At 55.8% G+C, this 20,013-nt stretch carries 17 protein-coding genes and 1 tRNA gene; 12 read left to right on the top strand and 6 right to left on the bottom strand.

All coding sequences use genetic code 11. The features are described 5' to 3' along the window. Positions 1–49: 49 nt before the first annotated feature. Together KJS47_RS05910 and KJS47_RS05905 are read left to right on the top strand one after the other, a co-directional pair. Positions 50–619: a xanthine phosphoribosyltransferase gene (locus tag KJS47_RS05910; protein ID WP_213523619.1), complete on the top strand. Its 570-nt coding sequence runs from the start codon at positions 50–52 to the stop codon at positions 617–619. A gap of 116 nt (positions 620–735) precedes the next feature. Next, positions 736–1,065: a hypothetical protein gene (locus KJS47_RS05905; protein WP_213523617.1), complete on the top strand. Its 330-nt coding sequence runs from the start codon at positions 736–738 to the stop codon at positions 1,063–1,065. Between the two features lie 191 nt (positions 1,066–1,256). Here the strand turns inward: KJS47_RS05905 and KJS47_RS05900 are convergent, their stop codons facing one another. Beyond that, positions 1,257–1,811 carry a hypothetical protein gene (locus KJS47_RS05900; protein WP_213523616.1) on the bottom strand — a complete coding sequence of 185 codons (555 nt, stop codon included), beginning with the start codon at positions 1,809–1,811 and terminating at the stop codon, positions 1,257–1,259. A gap of 224 nt (positions 1,812–2,035) precedes the next feature. Between KJS47_RS05900 and KJS47_RS05895 the strand changes: the two genes are divergently transcribed. After that, the gene (locus tag KJS47_RS05895) at positions 2,036–2,257 is read left to right on the top strand and encodes a hypothetical protein (protein WP_213523615.1); all 222 of its coding nucleotides are present in this window, start codon (positions 2,036–2,038) and stop codon (positions 2,255–2,257) included. Beyond that, a complete protein-coding gene (locus tag KJS47_RS05890; RefSeq protein ID WP_213523614.1) occupies positions 2,250–3,155 on the top strand; it encodes an adenosylcobinamide amidohydrolase in 906 nt (301 codons plus the stop codon). The genes KJS47_RS05895 and KJS47_RS05890 overlap by 8 nt, the downstream gene beginning before the upstream one ends. Positions 3,156–3,579: 424 nt before the next feature. On the opposite strand, the gene KJS47_RS05885 is transcribed toward KJS47_RS05890, so the two are convergent. After that, positions 3,580–3,969: a YhjD family protein gene (locus KJS47_RS05885; RefSeq protein ID WP_213523613.1), complete on the bottom strand. Its 390-nt coding sequence runs from the start codon at positions 3,967–3,969 to the stop codon at positions 3,580–3,582. Between the two features lie 197 nt (positions 3,970–4,166). Between KJS47_RS05885 and KJS47_RS05880 the strand changes: the two genes are divergently transcribed. The 3 genes from KJS47_RS05880 to KJS47_RS05870 all read left to right on the top strand — a co-directional run bounded on the left by KJS47_RS05880 (position 4,167) and on the right by KJS47_RS05870 (position 6,910). Beyond that, positions 4,167–4,253 (top strand) — tRNA-Leu (locus tag KJS47_RS05880). A gap of 434 nt (positions 4,254–4,687) precedes the next feature. Next, positions 4,688–6,406, top strand: coding sequence for an arginine--tRNA ligase (gene argS / locus KJS47_RS05875; RefSeq protein ID WP_213524984.1), 1,719 nt, complete (start codon positions 4,688–4,690; stop codon positions 6,404–6,406). A 294-nt stretch (positions 6,407–6,700) separates the two neighbouring features. Then, entirely contained in the window at positions 6,701–6,910 is a 210-nt protein-coding gene (locus KJS47_RS05870) for a YqzE family protein (RefSeq protein ID WP_213523612.1), read from the top strand. Positions 6,911–7,043: 133 nt separating this feature from the next. Here the strand turns inward: KJS47_RS05870 and KJS47_RS05865 are convergent, their stop codons facing one another. The 3 genes from KJS47_RS05865 to KJS47_RS05855 form a co-directional block, all read right to left on the bottom strand. Next, a complete protein-coding gene (locus KJS47_RS05865) occupies positions 7,044–8,069 on the bottom strand; it encodes a hypothetical protein (RefSeq protein WP_213523610.1) in 1,026 nt (341 codons plus the stop codon). 121 nt (positions 8,070–8,190) lie between these two features. Further along, positions 8,191–9,378, bottom strand: a complete 1,188-nt coding sequence (locus tag KJS47_RS05860) for a YqhG family protein (RefSeq protein ID WP_306433010.1) — start codon at positions 9,376–9,378, stop codon at positions 8,191–8,193. Further along, entirely contained in the window at positions 9,375–11,162 is a 1,788-nt protein-coding gene (locus KJS47_RS05855; protein WP_213523608.1) for a DEAD/DEAH box helicase, read from the bottom strand. Before KJS47_RS05855 ends, KJS47_RS05860 begins: the two co-directional genes overlap by 4 nt. A gap of 339 nt (positions 11,163–11,501) precedes the next feature. Here KJS47_RS05855 and KJS47_RS05850 point away from each other — a divergent pair, with 339 nt between their 5' ends. Beyond that, positions 11,502–12,347: a lipoate--protein ligase family protein gene (locus KJS47_RS05850; RefSeq protein WP_213523606.1), complete on the top strand. Its 846-nt coding sequence runs from the start codon at positions 11,502–11,504 to the stop codon at positions 12,345–12,347. 396 nt (positions 12,348–12,743) lie between these two features. On the opposite strand, the gene dat is transcribed toward KJS47_RS05850, so the two are convergent. After that, positions 12,744–13,595: a D-amino-acid transaminase gene (gene dat / locus KJS47_RS05845; protein WP_213523604.1), complete on the bottom strand. Its 852-nt coding sequence runs from the start codon at positions 13,593–13,595 to the stop codon at positions 12,744–12,746. Between the two features lie 435 nt (positions 13,596–14,030). On the opposite strand from dat, the gene KJS47_RS05840 reads away from it, so the two are divergent. From KJS47_RS05840 to KJS47_RS05825, 4 genes are all read left to right on the top strand, one after another. Continuing rightward, complete coding sequence (locus tag KJS47_RS05840) at positions 14,031–16,643, top strand: adenosylcobalamin-dependent ribonucleoside-diphosphate reductase (protein ID WP_213523602.1); 2,613 nt, start codon at positions 14,031–14,033, stop codon at positions 16,641–16,643. Between the two features lie 255 nt (positions 16,644–16,898). Beyond that, positions 16,899–17,678: a hypothetical protein gene (locus KJS47_RS05835; RefSeq protein WP_213523599.1), complete on the top strand. Its 780-nt coding sequence runs from the start codon at positions 16,899–16,901 to the stop codon at positions 17,676–17,678. Between the two features lie 22 nt (positions 17,679–17,700). After that, a complete protein-coding gene (locus tag KJS47_RS05830; RefSeq protein WP_213523597.1) occupies positions 17,701–18,444 on the top strand; it encodes a hypothetical protein in 744 nt (247 codons plus the stop codon). Between the two features lie 53 nt (positions 18,445–18,497). Further along, complete coding sequence (locus tag KJS47_RS05825; protein ID WP_213523596.1) at positions 18,498–19,577, top strand: DUF3800 domain-containing protein; 1,080 nt, start codon at positions 18,498–18,500, stop codon at positions 19,575–19,577. The last annotated feature ends 436 nt before the right edge of the window (positions 19,578–20,013 follow it).

Genomic DNA, 20,013 nt, shown 5'->3' with positions numbered 1-20,013 from the left:
GCCTGAGGGGCAGGCGGCTCCGCCACGCGAACGCGGAGGTTGATGACAAATGGAAGAATTAAAGCAGAGGATCCTCGAGCAGGGCGTAATCCTATCCGACCAGGTGCTCAAACTGGACGCGATTCTGAACCACCAGGTGGACCCGCTTCTCATTATGAAGATGGGCAGGGAATTCGCGAGGCGCTTCGAGGGAGAGCGGATTACGAAGGTGATTACGGTGGAGACCTCGGGCATCCCCGTCGCCTTTGCGACCGCGCTGGAGCTCAAGGTGCCGATGGTGTTCGGCAAACGGAAGAAAACGTTGACCTCAGACCAGGACAGCTACACGGAACGCGTGCCGTCGTTTACTAAAGGGATCGTGACGGACATTATGGTGGCCAAGTCGTTCCTTTCGCCGGAGGACAGGCTCTTGTTCATAGACGACATCATTGCGAACGGGGATGCCGCGCGCGGGCTTATCCGCATCATCCAGCGGGCGGGCAGCGAGCTTGTCGGGATGGGCGTCGTCGTCGAGAAGAAATTCCAGCGGGGCGCCGATACCATCCGTGAGCAGGGCATCCGGCTCGAATCGCTCGTCCGCATTACCGGCCTCTCCGACAACCAAATCCATTTCGACTAATCGTCCGTCCGGGAAGAGGGCGGGAGAGGGAAGCATTTCCCGGCTCCCGCTTCTTCCCATCGGATGATTTTTTTTATATAATGTGGGGTAAGGATGAGAGAGAGGAGGCATGGCCAATGGGGAACGAAAACATGATTCCGGCGGAGTTTTACGCCAAGAAGCTCGAGGAAGCCAAGATTCATTTTGAGCGGGCGCTGGATTGTAAGCATACCGAATTCGACGATTTGTATCCCTATATGATCGAACATCCTCAATTCTTTTGGTACAAACGTTATGTAGCCTGGTCCGAGCTGCTCACGATCGTCCGGCTGTGCGAAGAGCTCGCTATCGACTGGCAGTCCCAGTTTACGGACAATCAGCGGGACTATATTCGCAAGCGCGTCATGTCCGCTACCGTTCTGGATTACTGGTTCGAGAAAAACGATTCCCGCGAGCACGTCGGTTAAGCTGCGCCAGAGCAAACGGCCAGCGTCCCTTTTATATGCAGAATAGACCTAGCTCCTCCGGATGCCGGCGGGAACTAGGTCTTTTTTTTGATGGCTCGGTATGCGCATGCCAGGGCAGTCAGATAGCGGTCTCGTCCGAATGCGGTTCCGCATGCTCCGGAAGAGACGGCGGTACCTTGATGAGACTTCGCCTACTCGGAAGAGGCGGCGGCGTCGCGATGCGGCTCCGCCTGCTTCGGAATGGTGAATGCATCCGGATGGGGCTTTGCGTGCTCGGAGGAGACAGGTGCGTCGCGATGTGGCTCTGCATGCTCGGAAGAGACGATAGCGTCCCGATGCGGCTGCGCATACTCCGGAAGGAGGGCGGCATCCCGATGAGGCCTCGCTTGCTCGGAAGAGAGGGGCGCGTCCTGATGCGGTTCCGCCTCCGTTACGCTGTCCGGAGGCAGGATGTTCATGCTCTCGATGTGGCGGCGCGTCTCCGGCGTGCCGAGCTCGTGCAGCATAGCATAGACCTGCTGCAGGTTGTAATCGTAATCCCGCTCGTATTCTTCCTCCAGGTTGGAGGTCAATGTCAGGGCGCCCCAAGCGGAGGCCTGCTCGGCCTCGGCCGTATCCTCAAACAGCTCCTGCAGCTTGTCGATGTCGTCCTGCGACGCCAGAATTTCGAACTGGTAGGTGAACGCCGTCGGGTCGTCCATGATTTCATTCGTGTTGACGGAGATATAGTAAGGTTTCTTATCCATTACGCATCCTTCCTCTCCTGCGCAGATAGTAGCCAGTGGCATCTACCGATTACCATTCCCCGGAAAGGCGATCTTATGCGGGAGCAACGGAGGGCGCCGGATGCGTCAGGAACGCTGGGAACGTTTGAAGTGTATGAAGTGCGGGGGGGTTCCGGGAGTCGCCCTCCCATGCTATTCTGATAGCAAGGCGTACTAGTACCACTTTCGATGAAGGAGGCAACCAGATGATCAGCGACGAACAGCTGGATAAATATAGACTGGAAGGAACGAAGCTCCGGGTCATCCGCGACTCGGAGGAAGCCAACGACGTCAAAGGTTATGTGATGGCGTGGAACGACACGACCGTCATGATCAAGAAGCAAAACCGGCGGGTGCTCAAGCTGGACAGGAATTATCTCTATCAGCCGCTCAGCGAAGAGAGAAAGGCCGGGCCCTGGGTTGAGTAGCGGCGGATCCGGCATCGTCTCGACGGCCCCGGGCGTATGGACGGGGGAGCGCTCCTCCTGGGAAGGACGGCTTCCTGCGGGCGTGTCGGCCTTCTTTCGCCGGGGGCGGGACGGTGAGCCCTATCTGCAGATCGACGCGGGTTCCCCGCTTCGGACGCTCCACTCGTCCATTTGGAACGGGGGCTACGGGGCCGCCAAGACGCTCATTAACCGGCAGGTGAACAAGCGGTATTCGTGCGAAGATCCCGTGCAGGAGATGGAGCGGTTCTTGCGACAGGAGGGAGTGGAGGCGGACGGGTGCTGCGCCATGCTGACGGCTGCGCTAGTAGAGGGAGCCGGCTTCGCATCCTTGCGCTGGCGCGATTGTCGGGAAGCGGAGTCCGGTCAGTCTGGCGCCGGCAATGGAGCCGCGGAAGGCGGACGCACCGGCGAGACATACGATCCCGACGACGAATTGGCCGTCTGCGCGTGGGTGACCGCCGGGCTGGGGAACGCTGCACGGGCAGGTGCCCAGCAGCCGCTCGAGCGTATCTATCCCGGGACGATCAACATCATCCTCCTGATCGACGGCCGGCTGTCGGACGCCGCCATGGTAGGCGCCGTTCTCACCGCTACGGAAGCCAAGGCCGCCGTCCTGCAGGAAATGGGCATTCGGGCGGCCGCAGGCGGACCGGAGGACAAGCCGGGGGGCGACGAGACGAACGCGGAGCCGCCGATCGCGACAGGGACGACGACCGACGCGGTGCTCCTGGCGGCGACGGACCGGGACGGCCGGACGTACGAATACGCAGGAACCGCCACGCGGCTCGGCTACCTCGTCGGGAGGAGCGTAGCGGAGGCGCTGCGCACGGCGGTCAAGCGTTATCTAGACTACCGACGCGAGCACCCGGCGAATTAAGAGCCGGTTCCGCCTAACGGACTGACAGCCTGCCCTCAGGCGTTGAGCCGTTACACGCAATAGGCCTCTTGCCGTCAAAAAGCCGGCCCCTCGCGGGACCGGCTTTTTGACGGGCACAGGCTTATTCGATTCGAAATTCGCAGACCTTGCGCAAATATAAGGATGCGCAGGTGCTGTTCTCTTTGGCTTTGTCTACGATGACGGTGCCCGGGGAGAACGAGCGGATCGTTCCGCATCGTTCGATACACTCGCCGCTCTTCCAGACGGAAACCCGGCGCTGGAATAGAATGGCGTTGTCGAAGTCGACATCGTGACGGAGCGTCTGAGGCTGGCTGATGTGCAGAGAGATCCCCTCCCGCTTGGTCGAATACTAGATTGTATTCCACAAGTGGGAGGAAAATATTCCTGTTCTATGAGTAAGAGGTCAAGAGACCGTCCGTGTTCCTACATACTTGCCGGCTAGAATGCTGACCTCGGCTTTAACCATACTGCGGGACATGGTGAAGGTGCCACGGTTCTCCCGGCACAGGTAGCCGCAGCGGATCCCGTTCGCGTCCTTCACTTCGCTGAAGATCCGGATGCCGGACATCTTGAGCTTCCGCTTGACGAGGAGGAGATCCTCATGAACGGCCTCCAGCATCCGCTGGAGAACGACCACGTTTGGCAGGGAGAGCTTAAGCGATTGTTCCTGCAGACGATTAACATCCCGCTGGACCATGGCCAGGAGGACGGGCAGCAGGACGGCTTCCTTTACCAATTCGGTTTCTTGCTCGGTTGTTTGCGGCGGTTTGCGGGTCAACGGTTTCGTTGTCATGGGAGCGAACCTCCGTTCGAATCGTTTCTTGTTTTCATTATATTGGAAATGTTCGCATAAAGCAACATATGTTCGCATAAAAGATGCGAAAAAGAAAATCGAAAAAATGTTTGACATCCGGTTTTCCTGCATGGTATATTACATCTTGTCGCCGCACTGATAAAGCAAGCGAGTCGGATGAACGGGACACAAGATATGCGGTCGTGGCGGAATTGGCAGACGCGCTAGATTCAGGTTCTAGTGGTGTAACAGCCGTGGAGGTTCGAGTCCTCTCGACCGCACCAACCTTGTACAAGCACCATACGGTTTACATAGAATGCACCTCTTCAGCAGCTCCCCACGATGGGGATGCACGAAGAGGTGCATTTTCCTTCCCGTACAAACTTGCGGGTGTCTCCTCGAAAAACGAGGGGAGTCTTCGCGAAAAAAGTAGGAACAGCCCCGCTCCTTGCTCAAAAGCAGGGAGGAAAACGAGGAGCAATAAACCGTTCCGAAGCGTTTGCTTTTTGGCGAAAAGCCCGATATAATAGGCGTTATCGGGTATAGAGGGTACCTCCCGGCACCTCACTTCTTCTCATTCTAGTGGGTATACCACCGTGGAGGCTCGGGTCCTCTCGACCGTTCCGTTACATAACACTAGAGCACCCCGTCCGGGGTGCTTTGTTGCATACGACGAGGATTCTCGTCAGACGAGCAGGAAAGGGAGTTACTGGACATGATCGAATACAAGAAGCAATTAGCGGGCAGTCTGGCTTCGCAGCTGGAGGGCATGGACGAATCGCAAATAATGGAGCTGCTCGAATACCCGCCGAATCCCGACATGGGGGATCTCTCCATGCCGTGCTTCAAGCTGAGCAAAGTGCTGCGCAAGGCACCCCAGGCGATTGCCGAGGAGCTGAAGGCAAAGCTGGACGGGATTGCCTATGTGGAGCGAGTAGAGGCGGTCTCCGGCTATCTGAATATCTATCTGGATAAGGCTCAGTTCGTCTCCACGCTTCTCCAGGATGTGCTGACGCGCCGCGAAGCTTACGGCTCCTCGACGATGGGCGAGGGCAAGACGATCGTGCTCGACTTCTCGTCTCCGAACATCGCCAAGCCTTTCCACGTTGGCCATCTGCGCACGACGATCATCGGCAACGCGCTGTACAAGCTGTTCGACTTCCTCGGCTACGATACCGTTCGGGTCAATCATCTCGGCGATTGGGGCACCCAGTTCGGCAAGCTGATCGTGGCCTACCAGAAGTGGGGAAGCAAGGAGCAGGTCGAAGCGGAAGGCATCAGCGAGCTGCTGCGCCTGTACGTCAAGTTCCACGACGAAGCCGACCATGCGCCCGAGCTCGAGGACGAGGCGCGCGCCTGGTTCGTCAAGCTGGAGCAGGGCGATTCGGAAGCTGGCAAGCTGTGGAAGTGGTTCGTCGACATCAGCCTCAAGGAATTCAGCCGAATTTACAAGCTTCTCGGCGTAGAATTCGATTCCTATGCAGGAGAGAGCTTCTATAACGACAAGATGGGCCCGGTCATCGAAGAGCTGAAGGAGAAGAACCTGCTCGAAGAGGACGAAGGCGCGATGCTCGTACGGCTCGACGAGTACAACATGGCTCCTGCCCTGATTCTCAAAAAGGACGGCAGCTCCCTGTACCACACCCGCGATATTACGGCGGCTCTCTACCGCAAGAAGACCTACGACTTCGACAAGTGCATCTATGTCGTCGACGCGGGCCAGAGCCTGCACTTCCAGCAGTGGTTCAAGGTCATCGAGCTGATGGGCTACGACTGGGCGGACAAGCTCGTGCACGTGCCGTTCGGCAAGGTCAGCCTCGAGGGTGCCAAGCTCTCCACGCGCAAAGGCAACGTCGTCATGCTGGAGGATCTGCTGACTCAGTCGATCAGCAAGATCCGCGAAATTATCGACGCCAAGAATCCCGACATGCCAAACAAGGACGAGGTCGCCCGCCAGGTCGGCGTAGGCGCCATCATTTTCAACGATTTGAGCACGAACCGGATCAAGGACATCGTGTTCTCTTGGGAAGAGGCGCTTAACTTCGACGGCGAGACCGGTCCTTACGTCCAATATACGCACGCCCGCTGCTGCAGTCTGCTGCGCAAGGCAAACGGCAGTGAGAGCACCGAGCTGCCGGCAGGCGGAGAATCGTTCGATGCATCGCTGCTGCTGAACGATTCGGCTTACCAGGCGGCCAAGGAAGCGGCCCTGTTCCCCGAGAAGGTCGTGCAGGCGATGAACAAGCTGGAGCCGTCGCTCATCAGCCGTTACCTCGTCGATCTCGCGCAAAGCTTCAACCGGTTCTACCATGAATGTCCGATTCTCGTCGACGACGCGGAGACCCGCAAAGCCCGTCTCGCCCTTGTAAAGACCGTTCAGCTGACGCTGCAGAACGGACTCCGCCTGATCGGCCTGGAATCCCCGAAGCAAATTTAAGACGAAGGGATTTCGAAAGGTCGAACCGTCCGCGGATCCCACGGCGCGCAGCTCGCAGGGCAAACTCCGCCGGAGGAGAAGCCTGACGGAAGTCTGACGAAAGCCGCTGGTTACCGGTCGGGCCAATAGCCCGCAGTGAGAGAAACGAGAAGAACAAAAGAGGAAAGACTAGCCCGTTCGGCGGAGAAACCAGCCGGACGGTTTTTTTGCGGTTTCCGGGCGGTTAAGCGCTTCCGCTGCTGGCGATACTGGAAGGAAGAACGGCAATACGACCGGCAGGAAGCGGAGGAAAGCATGGGCAAGAAAACCGATGAATTCGTGCAATATTTAACCGAGCGGGTCGTGGTGTACATCGACACCCCGCGGGAGGTTCGGCGCCAGCTCCGGCAGGAGCGCCGGTCGCGGTACAAGGAGCCTTGGCCGCTCCGCTGGTTCGGTCTGCTCCCTTATGCGCTGTCCATGTGGATCAGCCAAAGGAAGCGCCGGTCCCGCGGCCGGAGCTAGCGGTCGCCGGTTAGACGGTAAGGGAAAGGCAGGACGCCAGACGGCTAAGGGCAAGAGGAAGGCCCCATCCCGTACGTTCGGGAAGGGGCCTTTTGTCGGATCGGAGATGCTTTACGAGTGACAAGGGCGTCCCTCATCTGCCTCCTTCGGAGGAGCTGAACCCGCCGTTCTGCTGAAGCAGCTCATACGGGATGAAGCGGCTTCCGTCGTGATCGAGCGAGAAGAACGTCTCGCCGTTTTTCCACAGCTGATAGCCAGTCACGGCGAATGGGTAGAGCAGCTTGTCCTCAAGCAGCCTCGCGGTGTAGGTCAGCCTACGGGAACCCTCCAGCGACCGCATGAAGCCCGTAGCGCCTTTGTCGGGCAGGGAGGGGCCCTTCACCCATCCCGCTCCGCCGAGTGGATCGAATACGTCTAATAGCCTCGTCTCCGCCACTTCTCCAAACTCGCTCAGGGCGGGAAGCTCAGCGGCATTAAACGGGACGTTCAGCGACCGGAGTGCCTCGGTCAGATCCGGGAGCAGATCGCCGGACTTGGCGTCGAGATAATAGACGTGATCGCCGGCCGTCACCTTCCAGACCGCAAGCAGCGCATGATAATAGATCGGCTCGCGGCGGATGGCCAGATCGGCCTGGAACATGTCGTAGGGAAGGAGGGGATCGATAAGTTCGTGCTGCACCAGTGCCTGGTACAGCGTCGCCAGACTGTAGAGCGGTTTGGTTCCGGTTCCGTATTCCAGCAGCCGGAAGCCGCCGGAAGCGTCCTGGTTCGCGCTGACGATCAGGTAGCCGACTTCCCGGCCGCCGCTCTTCACAATGGCGGACCATCCGTGCAGACCGGGACCGAGGGGCAGCAGTTCCCAGTCCGCGTCCCGCCAGGCTTCGAAGCCTGGCTGGGCGGCCAGCTCGCTTACCCAGCGGGCGATCGAATCGTGCAGGCCGGGCTGGACTTGGCCGCCGGCCTTGATGAATTCTTCCTTGATATATTGGGACGGCTCCGCTCTTTGTTCGGCCCATTGGGCCTGGGCTTCGGCTGCCAGCTGGCTCGTCATGCCGGCGGCCAGCACCGAGGGATTCCGCGAGTCGGCGTGCTCCGCCAGGACGAGGTAAGAGCCGGCAAGAGCGAAGACAAGGGCGGTTGACAGCAGTTTGGTACGCATGCGACACCTGCCTTTTTCGGGAGATTGCTAGAGCTGTTACCAGTTTACTAGAGCCACCGGGAGAAGTTTGTTTAAACGTGTTCGTCCGTCTAGGCGCGGGCGCTTCTATTTCTGAAGGCTTTTAGCGATTTTCGTCAATTGCTGGGCCCGGTCTTCCCTGGAGATGAAAGATCCCGCAGTTTATGACGGATGCGGTCACCCGAGGCCGGTACTGCCAGTCGATCTCCTGCTGGCGGTTGCGGTACTGCTGCTCGATGTCCGGTCGGAGGGACTCGTCCGCCGCCTTGAGCAGATCGAGATAATACTCATCGATGCGCCTCAGCTCGTCCTCCAGCCGCTCCGCGGCCTGCTCCGCCCACGTATGGTCGTAACGCCGCAGCACCTTCTCCAGATAATTCTCCAGCAGGATCATCGCCTTGGCGGGGGTGAATCGGGTCGGCAGCACGTGAACGTTGACCGGAAGCTTGGGCGTCAGCCTCCGGCCGGTCAAGGAGTCGTGGAACTGCTCGACGATCTCGCCGGTCGCTAGATCGAACCCGAGTGAGTGCAGCTCATCCCGTTTCATGTCACAGGCGAGCTGGACCTTGAAGTTGACGCCGAACCAGGAGGAATAGCCTTGGGAAAGCGGGACGCTGCGCGCCGCCTTCAGGTCCTCGAAAAGGCGAATGAACCGGCCCTTGCCGCGCACGACGGCAAATATCTGTTCGAGCCGGCGGCTGCCGTAGGTGAGCACGTCCTGCGGGACGCGGCTGACCGGCGACGTCGGCACGAAGCCGAAATAGCGGCCGAGGATGCTCTCCGACGGCTGGCCGGTGCCTGCCGTCCCAGCCGCCGGCGCCCCGGCGGGAGCGGACGCGGGTCCGAGCGCAGCAGCGCCAGTGGAACCGGGCGCCGAACCGCCTGCCGCTCCGGGTCCAGCGGCACCAGCCGAACCGCCCGTCGGACCGACTCCCGTATGGGCGCCCCGCGGGCCTGTCGGACCGGCGCCTGCCGCTCCCGGCGTCGGGGGCGCGGCCCCACCGCCAAGTGTCGGTGCCCCGGAAGGAGGCAGGCCGGCCGGCTGCCCGCCCCCGATCCCGGTCTGCGCCGCCTGATGCGCCTCCGGGTCGAAGATGAAGGTAAAGGTCATCGTCTCGGGCTCCACGCCGGTGCGCTCCACAAAGTTCCAGTAATACGAGCGGTTGGTGAGCTCCCGGTCCGCCTCGGGCGACAGCTTGACGGTGACGTGGGCATGTCCTTTCTCGATGATCTGGCTGCCGGTCGCCTCGAGATACTTGAGCACGAACCTCTGAATCTGCTTCGTATTCACGATCGGCTCCCTGCTTTCTTCTGGGTCTTGTCGGCCATCCGGTCCATGACCTTCTTGAGCGGTGCGGCCTGCTCGTCCGCCTCCTCCATCGCTCCGCGAAAGCTGCGCCCGATGTCGTCCAGCTTGAGGCGGATCTCGTCGTCGTTGCCCGACTCGAGCAGCACCTTGAGCAGATCGCTCTCCAAGGTCGCTTTCTTGCCCATCCGCTCCAAAATAACGTCCAGCTCGCCGATGACGAGCTCGAACATGTTGATTTTCTCGTGCAGCAGGGAGAGGATATGCTCCTCGATCGTCCCTTTGGTCGACAGATTGTAAATGTGGACGTCCTTCTCCTGGCCGAGCCGATGGACGCGGCCGATCCGCTGCTCCACCCGCATCGGGTTCCAGGGCAGGTCGAAATTGACGATATGGTTGCAGAACTGGAGGTTGATTCCCTCGCCGCCCGCCTCGGTGGCAACCAGCACCTGGGCCCGGTTGCGGAACAGGTCCATCATCCAGTCCTTTTTGCCCCGATTCATGCCGCCCCGGTAAGGAACCGCCGTCAGTCCGTGCGACTTCAAAAAGTTGAGGAGGTATTCCTGGGACGCCCGGTATTCGGTGAAGATGATGACCTTTTCCTTGATGTCTCCGATCAGCTCGATGACCTTCTCGCCCTTGGTATTCGCCTCAATGCCCCGGATCATCTCGACGAGCTCCCAGATACGCGGACGCAATGGCGAATCCTCCGCCGTCTTCTTGAACAGATTGACGAGCGATACGAACACGGCGTCACGGCTGCTGCACACCTCGCGCTGCAGCGTCACGAGCGACAGGATGGAGCTGAGCTGCCCCTGGGACTCCTCGTACCGCCCTTTGACAAAATTGGTCACGCCGTCATAGAGCTTCTGCTCCTCGGGCGAGAGCGTGAGGAGAAAATTGTTGACGTGCCGCTTCGTGAACGAGATGCCGCCGTCGCCGCGCCGGTTACGGATCATCACCTTGGATAGCTCCTGCTGGAGCTGGTCCTCGTTTTTGGGGATGCGTTTGTCCACGACAAAATTGCTCTGAAAGCTGCCTTGACCGCCGAGCTGACCGGGCTTGAGCAAGGTAATGAGGTTATACAGCTCGCCGAGATCGTTCTGGATGGGCGTTGCCGTCAGGAGGAGGCAGTATTTTTTGCGCAGCTCGTTGATAAATTTGTAATTGGTCGTCTTCTTGTTCTTGAGCTTGTGCGCCTCGTCCACGATAAGCATGTCGTACTCCATGCCCATGACGATGTCGCGGTGAGGATCGCGCTTGGCGGTATCGATGGAAGCGACGATGACGTCGCACTGCCGCCACATATACTCTTTTTTCTGTGCCGCCGCCGGGATGCCGAACTTCTGGTTCAGCTCGCGGACCCACTGGAGCACGAGGGAGGCGGGCACGAGGATGAGCGCTTTGCGGACGAGGCCGCGCACCATGTATTCCTTCAGAATGAGGCCTGCTTCGATCGTCTTGCCGAGGCCGACCTCGTCGGCCAGGATGGCGCGGCCTCTCATCTCGTGCAGCACCTTGCGGGCCGTGTCGATCTGGTGGCCCATCGGCTTCAGCTGCCCGAGGTGGGCCAGGCACTGGAGCTCGTCAAAGCTCGAGACGAGGCTCGCCCGCTCGGCCTCATAAGCGAGCTGGTAGAGCGTCCAGTCGTCCCATGGTCCGTTCTTGTCGAGACGCGCCTCCCACTCTTCCTGCCACGAGCGGTCAAAATGCAGCTGCAGCCGGTCATGGAGAGGTCTTACCGGGTCCGTCTGATCGGGTTTGCGCATAAGAGTCCTCCCTGGTGCCCTCTCATTCTCGTTCGCCGGGCACAATCTTTTGCTTAGTATGAACCAAAAGCTGGGTTTTCATAACGAACGGGCCGGGAGCGGCGGGACATACCGGGAGAGGTGGGGCGGGCAGTCGCGGAAGGGGTGAGGCGGAGTCCACCGAAACCGCGCAGATCGAAAGGAGGCAGCCTGACTAGCCCGCGTGCTTAGAGCCAGGAAAGGAGGAAGGGGTCCACGGCTACAACAGGCAGGATTTCCTGTGGAAAATCGGCAAGGAATTCGCTATGATGGAAGAATCGGCTTTCCGCGAGAGGGACATAGGAAAGGATTTGGGTTTTGATGGAAACAACAACATGGCGATTCATCCGGTCGGGCTCCGGCTCGCCCGCGGACAATATGGCGATAGACGAGGCGATTTTGATCGCCCACAGCGAAGGAAGAGTTGGTCCGACGCTCCGTTTCTACGGCTGGGAGCCGGCGGCGGTCAGCATCGGCTACTTTCAAAAGGGCAGCGACGTCAAGACGGAGGAGATCGGCCGTCAGGGGCTCGGCTTCGTCCGGCGGCCGACCGGCGGACGCGCCGTGCTTCACGACAGCGAGCTCACGTATAGCATGATCGTGAACGAGGAGTATCCGGGCCTGCCCAAGCGCGTCACGGAGGCGTACCGGGTACTCAGCCAGGGACTGCTCAACGGCTTCCTGAACCTCGGCCTCGACGCACATATGGTCAACCTGGCGAGCGAGGAAGAGAAGGCGAAGTACGACGCGATGGGCTCGGCTGCCTGCTTCGACTCACCGTCGTGGTACGAGCTAGTCGTCGAGGGGCGCAAGGTTGCCGGCAGCGCACAGATGCGCCAGCGGGGCGTCGTGCTCCAGCACGGCTCGATCCTGCTCGACCTCGACATCCCGCGGCTGTTCTCGCTGCTGACGTTCCGAACGGACGCGCTGCGTGCCCGGCTCGAGGAGAGCTTCAGCCGCAAGGCTGTGGCGATCAACGAGCTGCTGCAGGCGACCGGCCGGCCATCGGTCGGGCTGGCGCAGGTGGAGGAGGCGTTCGCCCGCGGCATCGAGGAGGGGATGGGCATCCGTCTCGTCGAGGAGGAGCTGACTCCTTACGAGCGGGAGCTCGCCGCGACCTTGGCGGAGGAGAAGTACGCCACGGACGCGTGGAACGCCCGCCGGTAAGGCGCCGGCAGCCTCTCGGAGTCCGTTAAGGGCTTCGCCGATGACGAACGCTAGCGGCGGGAGCCTAATGCATCGGACAAGCGGCCGTCCCGGACTGCCGAAAGGCGGGGGAACTGTTCAGGGGCGTAGAGCTCGTCCCGCAGCAGCAGGCGACTAAGCCTCTTGGAATTAAAAAACGGCCTTCCGGATTGGCGGAAGGCCGTTAGCTTGGCCTGATGGTATCGGATGCCGATTAGCTTCGGACGGTGCGGCGGAGAAGACAGGCCCGGCAAAGCGGGCGGCTGGGTGCTAAGGGGACACGGCCTTATGCGTCCGGCGAGCGGCGGGGAAGCGGCCTTGTGGGTCCGGCCGGAGATGCCGCCGGACCACCAGACCGCTTCGCACGCGCAAGGGACGCTACTCCGGCTTGCCGTCCGCGCACGCCTGCACGCGGCGCTCGAACGCCTGCTGCAGCCGCCGCGTGACCGGGCCGGGCGCTCCGTCCCCGACCGGGCGGCCGTCGATGCCGACAATCGGCGTAATCTCCGACGTCGTGCCGGACAGGAACGCCTCGTCGGCCTGCGCCAGGAACGCGAGGTCGAACGGCCGCTCAACGACGGCGATGCCCTGCTGCGCCGCGAGCTGGAGCAGTACCCCGCGCGTCACGCCGTGCAGAATCAGGTTCGTCGCGGGATGCGTGTAGACGATGCCGTCCTTGACGGCCATGAAGTTCGAAGAGCTGCACTCGGTGACCGTCGCGCCGCGGTGAAAGATCGCCTCTCCCGCGCCGCGGTCGAGCGCTTCCTGCTTCGCCAGCACGTTCGGCAGCAGGTTCAGCGATTTGATGTCGCAGCGCAGCCAGCGGATGTCCTCCATCGTGACAGCCTGTATGCCGTTCTCTAGGGCGGCCACGGGGCGCGGCAGCTCACGGATGAACGCGACAACAACCGCCTCTCCCTGAGCCGGGAACGCATGATTGCGCGGGGCGGCGCAGCGGGTGATCTGGATGTACAGCGTACCGTTATCGACAGGCTGCGCCTCCATCAGCTGGCGCAGCTGGCGGTCCAGCTCGTCGATCGTCCAGGGGAGCCGCAGCCGGATGGCGGCCGCGCTACGGGACAAACGAGCCATGTGCGCCTCGCGCTCGAACAGCTGGCCGCCGTAGATCCGGAATACTTCGTAGATCCCGTCGCCGAAATTGTAGCCTCGATCCGTAGGGGAGATGGCGACTTGATCGTCCTCCACGATCCGACCGTTGAATAAAATCACGGAGCATGCCTCCTTTTGGTGGGGCCGCGTGTCGGTCCTGTGTAGGCGGGCCGCCCGCGCGGTGTTTCCTCGTTCCAACTAGTATGGGAATGTTTGCCCTGTTTCTTGCAGGCGGGTTTATGTTTAAAATGACATGGGCGTTTGCCCGCTGTCAAGACAGGGCGCCGGCCCTTTTTTTCGGCGCGTTCGGGCATGACTCTTCATGGAAAAGCTTCCCAAAAAACAAAAAGAGAGATTGCTAGAGAAAACGGAAGAAAAACGGGGAACGTGTCGGCGCGAGCGCGGCAGAATGGCAGTCTGTTTATTAGATATACTAGATCTAGTGCTGTATAATGGATTTCGCACACAACATCTTGTAAAATTGTACATACAATTTCAGGTGGCAGCGATTGCGGTTGGTTATATGGATTCATCTTTCATAGGAGGTTGTGCCCAATGGAAACAGTACAAGGCAAGCGTTTGGAAGGTTTAAGCGAGAAGATTTTTCTTGATCGATATGCAATGAAAGATGCCGATACAAGCAACACCCAGGTAGGCGACACGGTTCTCGTCCTGACCAAGGACGACCCCAAATTCCCGGCGAAGGAAGTCGGCGAGGTTATCGCGCGCGACGGACGGAACGTGACGATCAAGCTGCGCAGCGGCGAGATTCACGAGTCGACGATCGAGAAGCTGACGCTGACGAAGGAGAAGACGCCTGATCAGCTGTGGGACCGTCTCGCCGGCGCAATGGCGTCCGTTGAGAAGAGCGCGGACAAGCAAGCAGAGTGGAAAGAGAAGTTCCGCTACATTCTCGACGACTGGAAGCTCGTCCCGGGCGGCCGGATCGCGGCAGGCGCCGACGCGAGCGATGAGCTGACGCTTTTCAACTGCTACGTCGTTCCGTCGCCGCATGACAGCCGCGGAGGCATCATGGAGACGCTGTCCGAAATGACCGAGATCATGTCCCGCGGAGGCGGCGTCGGCATCAACCTGTCCTCGCTCCGTCCGCGGCGCGCGGTCGTCAAGGGCGTCAACGGCTCTTCGAGCGGTGCCGTATCGTGGGGCGGCCTGTTCAGCTACACGACCGGCCTGATCGAGCAGGGCGGCAGCCGCCGCGGTGCGCTCATGCTCATGATCAACGACTGGCATCCGGACCTGCTCGACTTCATCACCGTCAAGTCGACGATGGGCCAGATTACCAACGCCAACCTGTCCGTCTGCGTCAGCAACGACTTCATGAAGGCGGTCAAGGAAGATCTGGAATGGGAACTCGTCTTCCCGGATACGACGATGGACGATTACAACGACGTATGGGACGGCGATCTCGCCAAGTGGAAGGCCGACGGCCGTCCGGTGAAGACGTATCGGACCGTTCGTGCCCGTGACGTCTGGCATACGATCATCGAATCCGCCTGGAAATCCGCGGAGCCGGGTGTCGTCTTCATGGAATACTACAACCAGATGTCCAACAGCTGGTACTTCAACCCGATCATCTGTACGAATCCTTGCGGCGAGCAGGGCCTCCCGGCATGGGGCGTCTGCAACCTGTCCGCGCTCAACCTGTCCAAGTTCTACGACGAGGAGAACGACGACGTCGCTTGGGACGAGCTCGGTACCGTGGTCCGCTACTCGACCCGTTTCCTGGACAACGTCATCGACAAGACGCCTTACCACTTCCCGGAAAACGAGAAGAACCAGCAGGGCGAGCGCCGTGTCGGTCTCGGTTCCATGGGTCTGGCCGAGCTGATGATCAAGCTGCGTATCCGTTACGGCAGCCCGGAATCGCTCGAATTCCTGGATAAGCTGTACGGCTTCATCGCTAAAGAATCGTACCTGGCCTCCTCCGAGATCGCAGCAGAGAAGGGTGCGTTCCCGCACTTCGAGGCGGACAAATTCCTGCAGAGCGGCTTCATGAAGAACATGGTGAGCGAGTATCCGGAAGTGGGCGCGGCGATCCAGAAGAACGGCATGCGCAACGTCACCGTCATCACCCAGGCGCCGACCGGCAGCACGGGGACGATGGTCGGTACATCGACTGGGATCGAGCCTTACTTTGCCTTCGAATTCTTCCGGCAGAGCCGTCTTGGCTTCGACAAGCAATACGTGCCGATCGCCCAGGAGTGGAAGGACGCTAACCCGGGCCAAGAGCTGCCGGAACACTTCGTAACATCGATGGATCTGTCTGCGAAGGATCACATCCGCGTGCAGGCCGCGATCCAGCGCTGGGTAGACAGCTCGATCTCCAAGACGGCGAACTGCCCGTCCGACTTCACCGTGGAAGAGACCAAGGAGCTGTACGAGCTGGCGTTCGACCTTGGCTGCAAAGGCGTTACGATCTACCGCGACGGCAGCCGTGACGTCCAGGTACTGAGCACGGAGAAGAAGAAAGACGACGCTGCTCCAGCGGCAGAAGCCGAGAAGCCCGCATCCGCCGAGGAAGCGGTAGCCGCCGGCAGCGCATCGGAATCCGCCTCGCTGAACGCTCTTGCGACCGCGGCTCCGAAGACTAACGTCGTCGACAAGCAATACAAGAGCCGCCCGCAGGTACTGCGCGGCGCTACCTATAAAGTGAATACGCCGTTCGGTATGGCGTACATCACGATCAACGACCTGAACGGCACACCGGGCGAGATCTTCCTGAACGTAGGCAAAGCCGGCTCCGATGTCTTCGCGATGTCCGAAGCGCTCGGCCGCGTCTGCTCGCTGTTCCTCCGCTACGGCGACCACGGCAACAAAGTGGAGCTGCTCATCAAGCATCTGAAGGGCATCGGCGGCTCCGGCGCCATCGGCTTCGGCGTCAACCGCGTCGAATCGATCGCGGATGCGGTCGCCAAAGCGCTGGAGATCCACCTCCAGGCGGCGGACGCCCACGCAGCGGCGGCTTCGGCTCCCGTAGAAGAGCCGGAGGCCCCGATCGCCGCTACGACGGAATACCCGGCGGCTTCGCACCATGAGATTGACGGCGTCAGCAGCAAGGACATCTGCCCGTCCTGCGGCTCGATCAGCCTCGTGAACATGGAAGGCTGCAAAAACTGCACGAACTGCGGCTATAGCAAGTGCTCGTAAGATAAGAAGGACTGGATAGAATTCAAAAAAATGTGAAATTCTTTAGAATCGACTCCAAATTCATTAGACAGTTTGTTGCAAAATCATTTAGATTTGAATATTTATTCATAAGTAAGAATATCCATACAAGTTGGTCAGGCATAATTAATGCCTGACCATTTTTTTGTTTGTTTGGTATATCTATCTAAAAAGTTGTTTTGGTATTATTTCTTTACATTACTTCTTAACAGCAAGGTTAGGATGGTGAAAGCGTGCTTGATAAGTTTCTGGTTGTCCCGGTACCTAAAAGTGATGAGAGCCTTATGGGCTTTATTAAGAGGTTTAGTGCAATTACATTCTAATTACTCTTTGAATGAAGCTGATATCAAAGAATCGTTAAAACACTTTACCTCTTATGATAAGATCTTCATTTTGAAAGATATTGTAGATTTTTGGAGGTATCATCCATACGTTATAAAAAGCACCGGTGGAACTCTAGATCTAAGACCAAAAAATAAAGCCGATTATATGGAAAATGAAATATCGCGTTCTAGATTCGAATCAAGGCGTGAAAAGTTAAATATTGAGATTGCTCATCATCATGAGAATGATAAAGTTGAATCATGCGGAAGTAACAGACTGGCACCAGAGAAATTTATTAATAAAGATGAGATAATTACTTTTCATTCATGTAGAGAATATTTCTTTTTGGACAATACGGGTCATAAGGTTTTGGGGGTAGCATTTAATGAATGGATTAGGGCATTTACTGTTCTTAAAATTATGAGCAACGAGCATTTAAAGAATAGAATACTAGAAGATTTAATCACATTACAAAACTTATGTTTGGTTGTTTGCAAGGAAGATTTAAAAAGACAATTTATTAATTATGGAATAAATAAAAATAGTGTTTCTAAGATAATAGAAAGACTTGTGTTTTCACCAGGTGATACTGATCTGTTTGACACCCCACTTCTTAATGTTACTGATGATCAATTGTTAATTGTTCCATCCATCATGGCTAACATGGATGTAAGTAAGGGTTTTGATGTGTAACTTTTTGAAAAAAGACTCTAATATGGATTTCAAAGGTCCAAGGTTTGAAGATAGAATAATTAGTGATTTAAAGGAGCGAAATATTGTCGTGGGGAGTTTGTTTGCAAGCGGATCAATAAACAAAGGGTCAGAACGTGACTTTCAGTGTGATTTGGCATTTATCTTAGGTAATGAACTCTTTTTATGCGAGTTAAAAGCCTTTTCGCAGCCAACAACTCATAGAGGGTTTTATGAACTCTTGGGAAAGAAGGAGGAAGCTACTCTTCAACTTCAATCCATTTCAAAATTCTATAGCGAAAACTTAAATTTAGTAAGATCCCAACTTGGGGTTTTAGATTCATGGTCTCCTAGGAAGATTTATAAATTATTAATAGTTACAACCCCTGTGGGTGTAAGTAGGAAAGTTAATGATACATTCATTATTGACTATTCAGCTTTTAGTATGTTCATTACAAGAACAAAACCGGGTTTAACTGCTATATCTAAACGATTACATATTGAATTTAACGTCTTTCCAGAGTTCAATGGGGAAATTACAACCGAAAAGTTTATAAAGTTTCTAAAAAAACCAGTACAAGTTGAGTTTGAAAAAAAGAGAAGGAAACAAATCAGTAAAGGCATAAAGTATGGCAATTTTAATGTGAAGATCTTTGATTACACTACAAAATTTGATGATAAAATTTCTCAAGATGATGAAAATGCAAAAAAGTTAATACTCAAAATTGGAAGAAATGTGTTTAAAAGCAAGAGAAGAAGGAAACGTTAACTCCCAATATTTTTCTCGTTATCCAAACTTAAACAATGGAATGGTGGGCAAGTATGGGGCACGCATTTGATTTTTATTGTGACGAGTCAGGGAATAGTGGAGGGGATTTTTGGAACAAGGATCAGCCGGTTTATGTATTGGCAGGATGGCTAATTAAAAAAGAAGAGCGTTTTAAAGTTGATGGAATTGTAAACAAATACAAGGAGAAATACTACCCTTACAATAAAGAATTAAAGGCTAAAGATATTATTGAAACTGACAAGGGGGCAATATTCTTAGTAGAAATCTTTACACATGTAGGTCAATATGCTACTCCATTCTTTTACTTAGCCGAAAAACGGTATCTAGTTGCAGCAAAGTTAGTCGAGGCTTTTTTTGACCCGGCACATAATGAGCAATTAAGTGATGACTTTACTTGGTTAAATAAAGTTAAAAAGGAAATTGCTCAAAAAATATATGATAAGTGCTACAGTACTATAGATGCTTATGCAGAACTATATAAAAGACCGTCCTTGGATTTGTTACACGGGTTACACGAAACTTTTGTGAGAGAGTTAGAATTAAAAGAAGAAAGTGAATTGGCAAATGTTGTTAGGGGTGCGATTCCCCACCTTGATACTATACTTTGGGAAGAAGAATATGGGTTGACTTCCCTCCCAAAGAAAGCCTCAAAAACGGTTAATTATCCGGTCTTTGAGGCATTATGTAATTTATTGGAGCATTTTGCAAGACAGCAAAACATCCACAAAATTAGAATATTTCATGATGAAATCGCTCAATTAGAGAAAGCTTATCTTGAAACATTTAATATTCACCGTAATGCGGGTAAGGCAATTTTTCAGTATCAAGATGGCACATACTCGTACACACATTTTGACCGAATAAAAACTTTAAGATTTGCTAAATCGCTAGAGGAGCCAGCCATACAAGTGTCTGATTTACTTGCAGGTTTTATTTCAAGTATTTGTGTGCGTTCTTTACGAGGTGATTATCTGAATGAAAAGTTAAAAAAGTTGGGTATGGTTTATGTAATCGGCCATATGTTATTTCCTGAAATAAATTATGGGATAAAATTGGCCACCTCCTCTACATCTGAGCAATTTATTAAAAAATTGAAAGAAGATTTGGAGTAACAATGGACAACTACAATATAAAATATGAATATTTAAGTATGAAATTAAGAGGTGTTTCAAATTAATGAGACGTCTCTCTTTTTGTAGTGAAATTCCTAACACCAATTCTATGATGCTTTTTTCATATGGAAGAAGCAGGTGATTAAATGTAACCAAACGAATATGTATCGAGGGAAAATTTTGTAGGAGAACATGTATTTCCTGACAAATAAGTGTCTTAGGGAAACCTGTATAATAAGGTGGATTTAAAGTATATACTCAAACGATAACAATTAGATTAGATTAACAAGTCTGTATGATGTAGTTGTTTGAAGTAAATACAGAGATGTAAATCGCCAATGATTGTTATTCGCCGTCTAGTTGCTGTGTTTGAACCGACAAAAGAAGATGTGCTTCAAATGATAGATAAATTAATAGTGCCGGTGTAATTAATCAA

The organism is Paenibacillus sp. J31TS4 (assembly GCF_018403265.1).
Classification (GTDB): domain Bacteria; phylum Bacillota; class Bacilli; order Paenibacillales; family NBRC-103111; genus J31TS4.
Note: the sequence above shows the minus strand (reverse complement) of the source record. Positions and strands in the feature narration are given on the sequence as shown.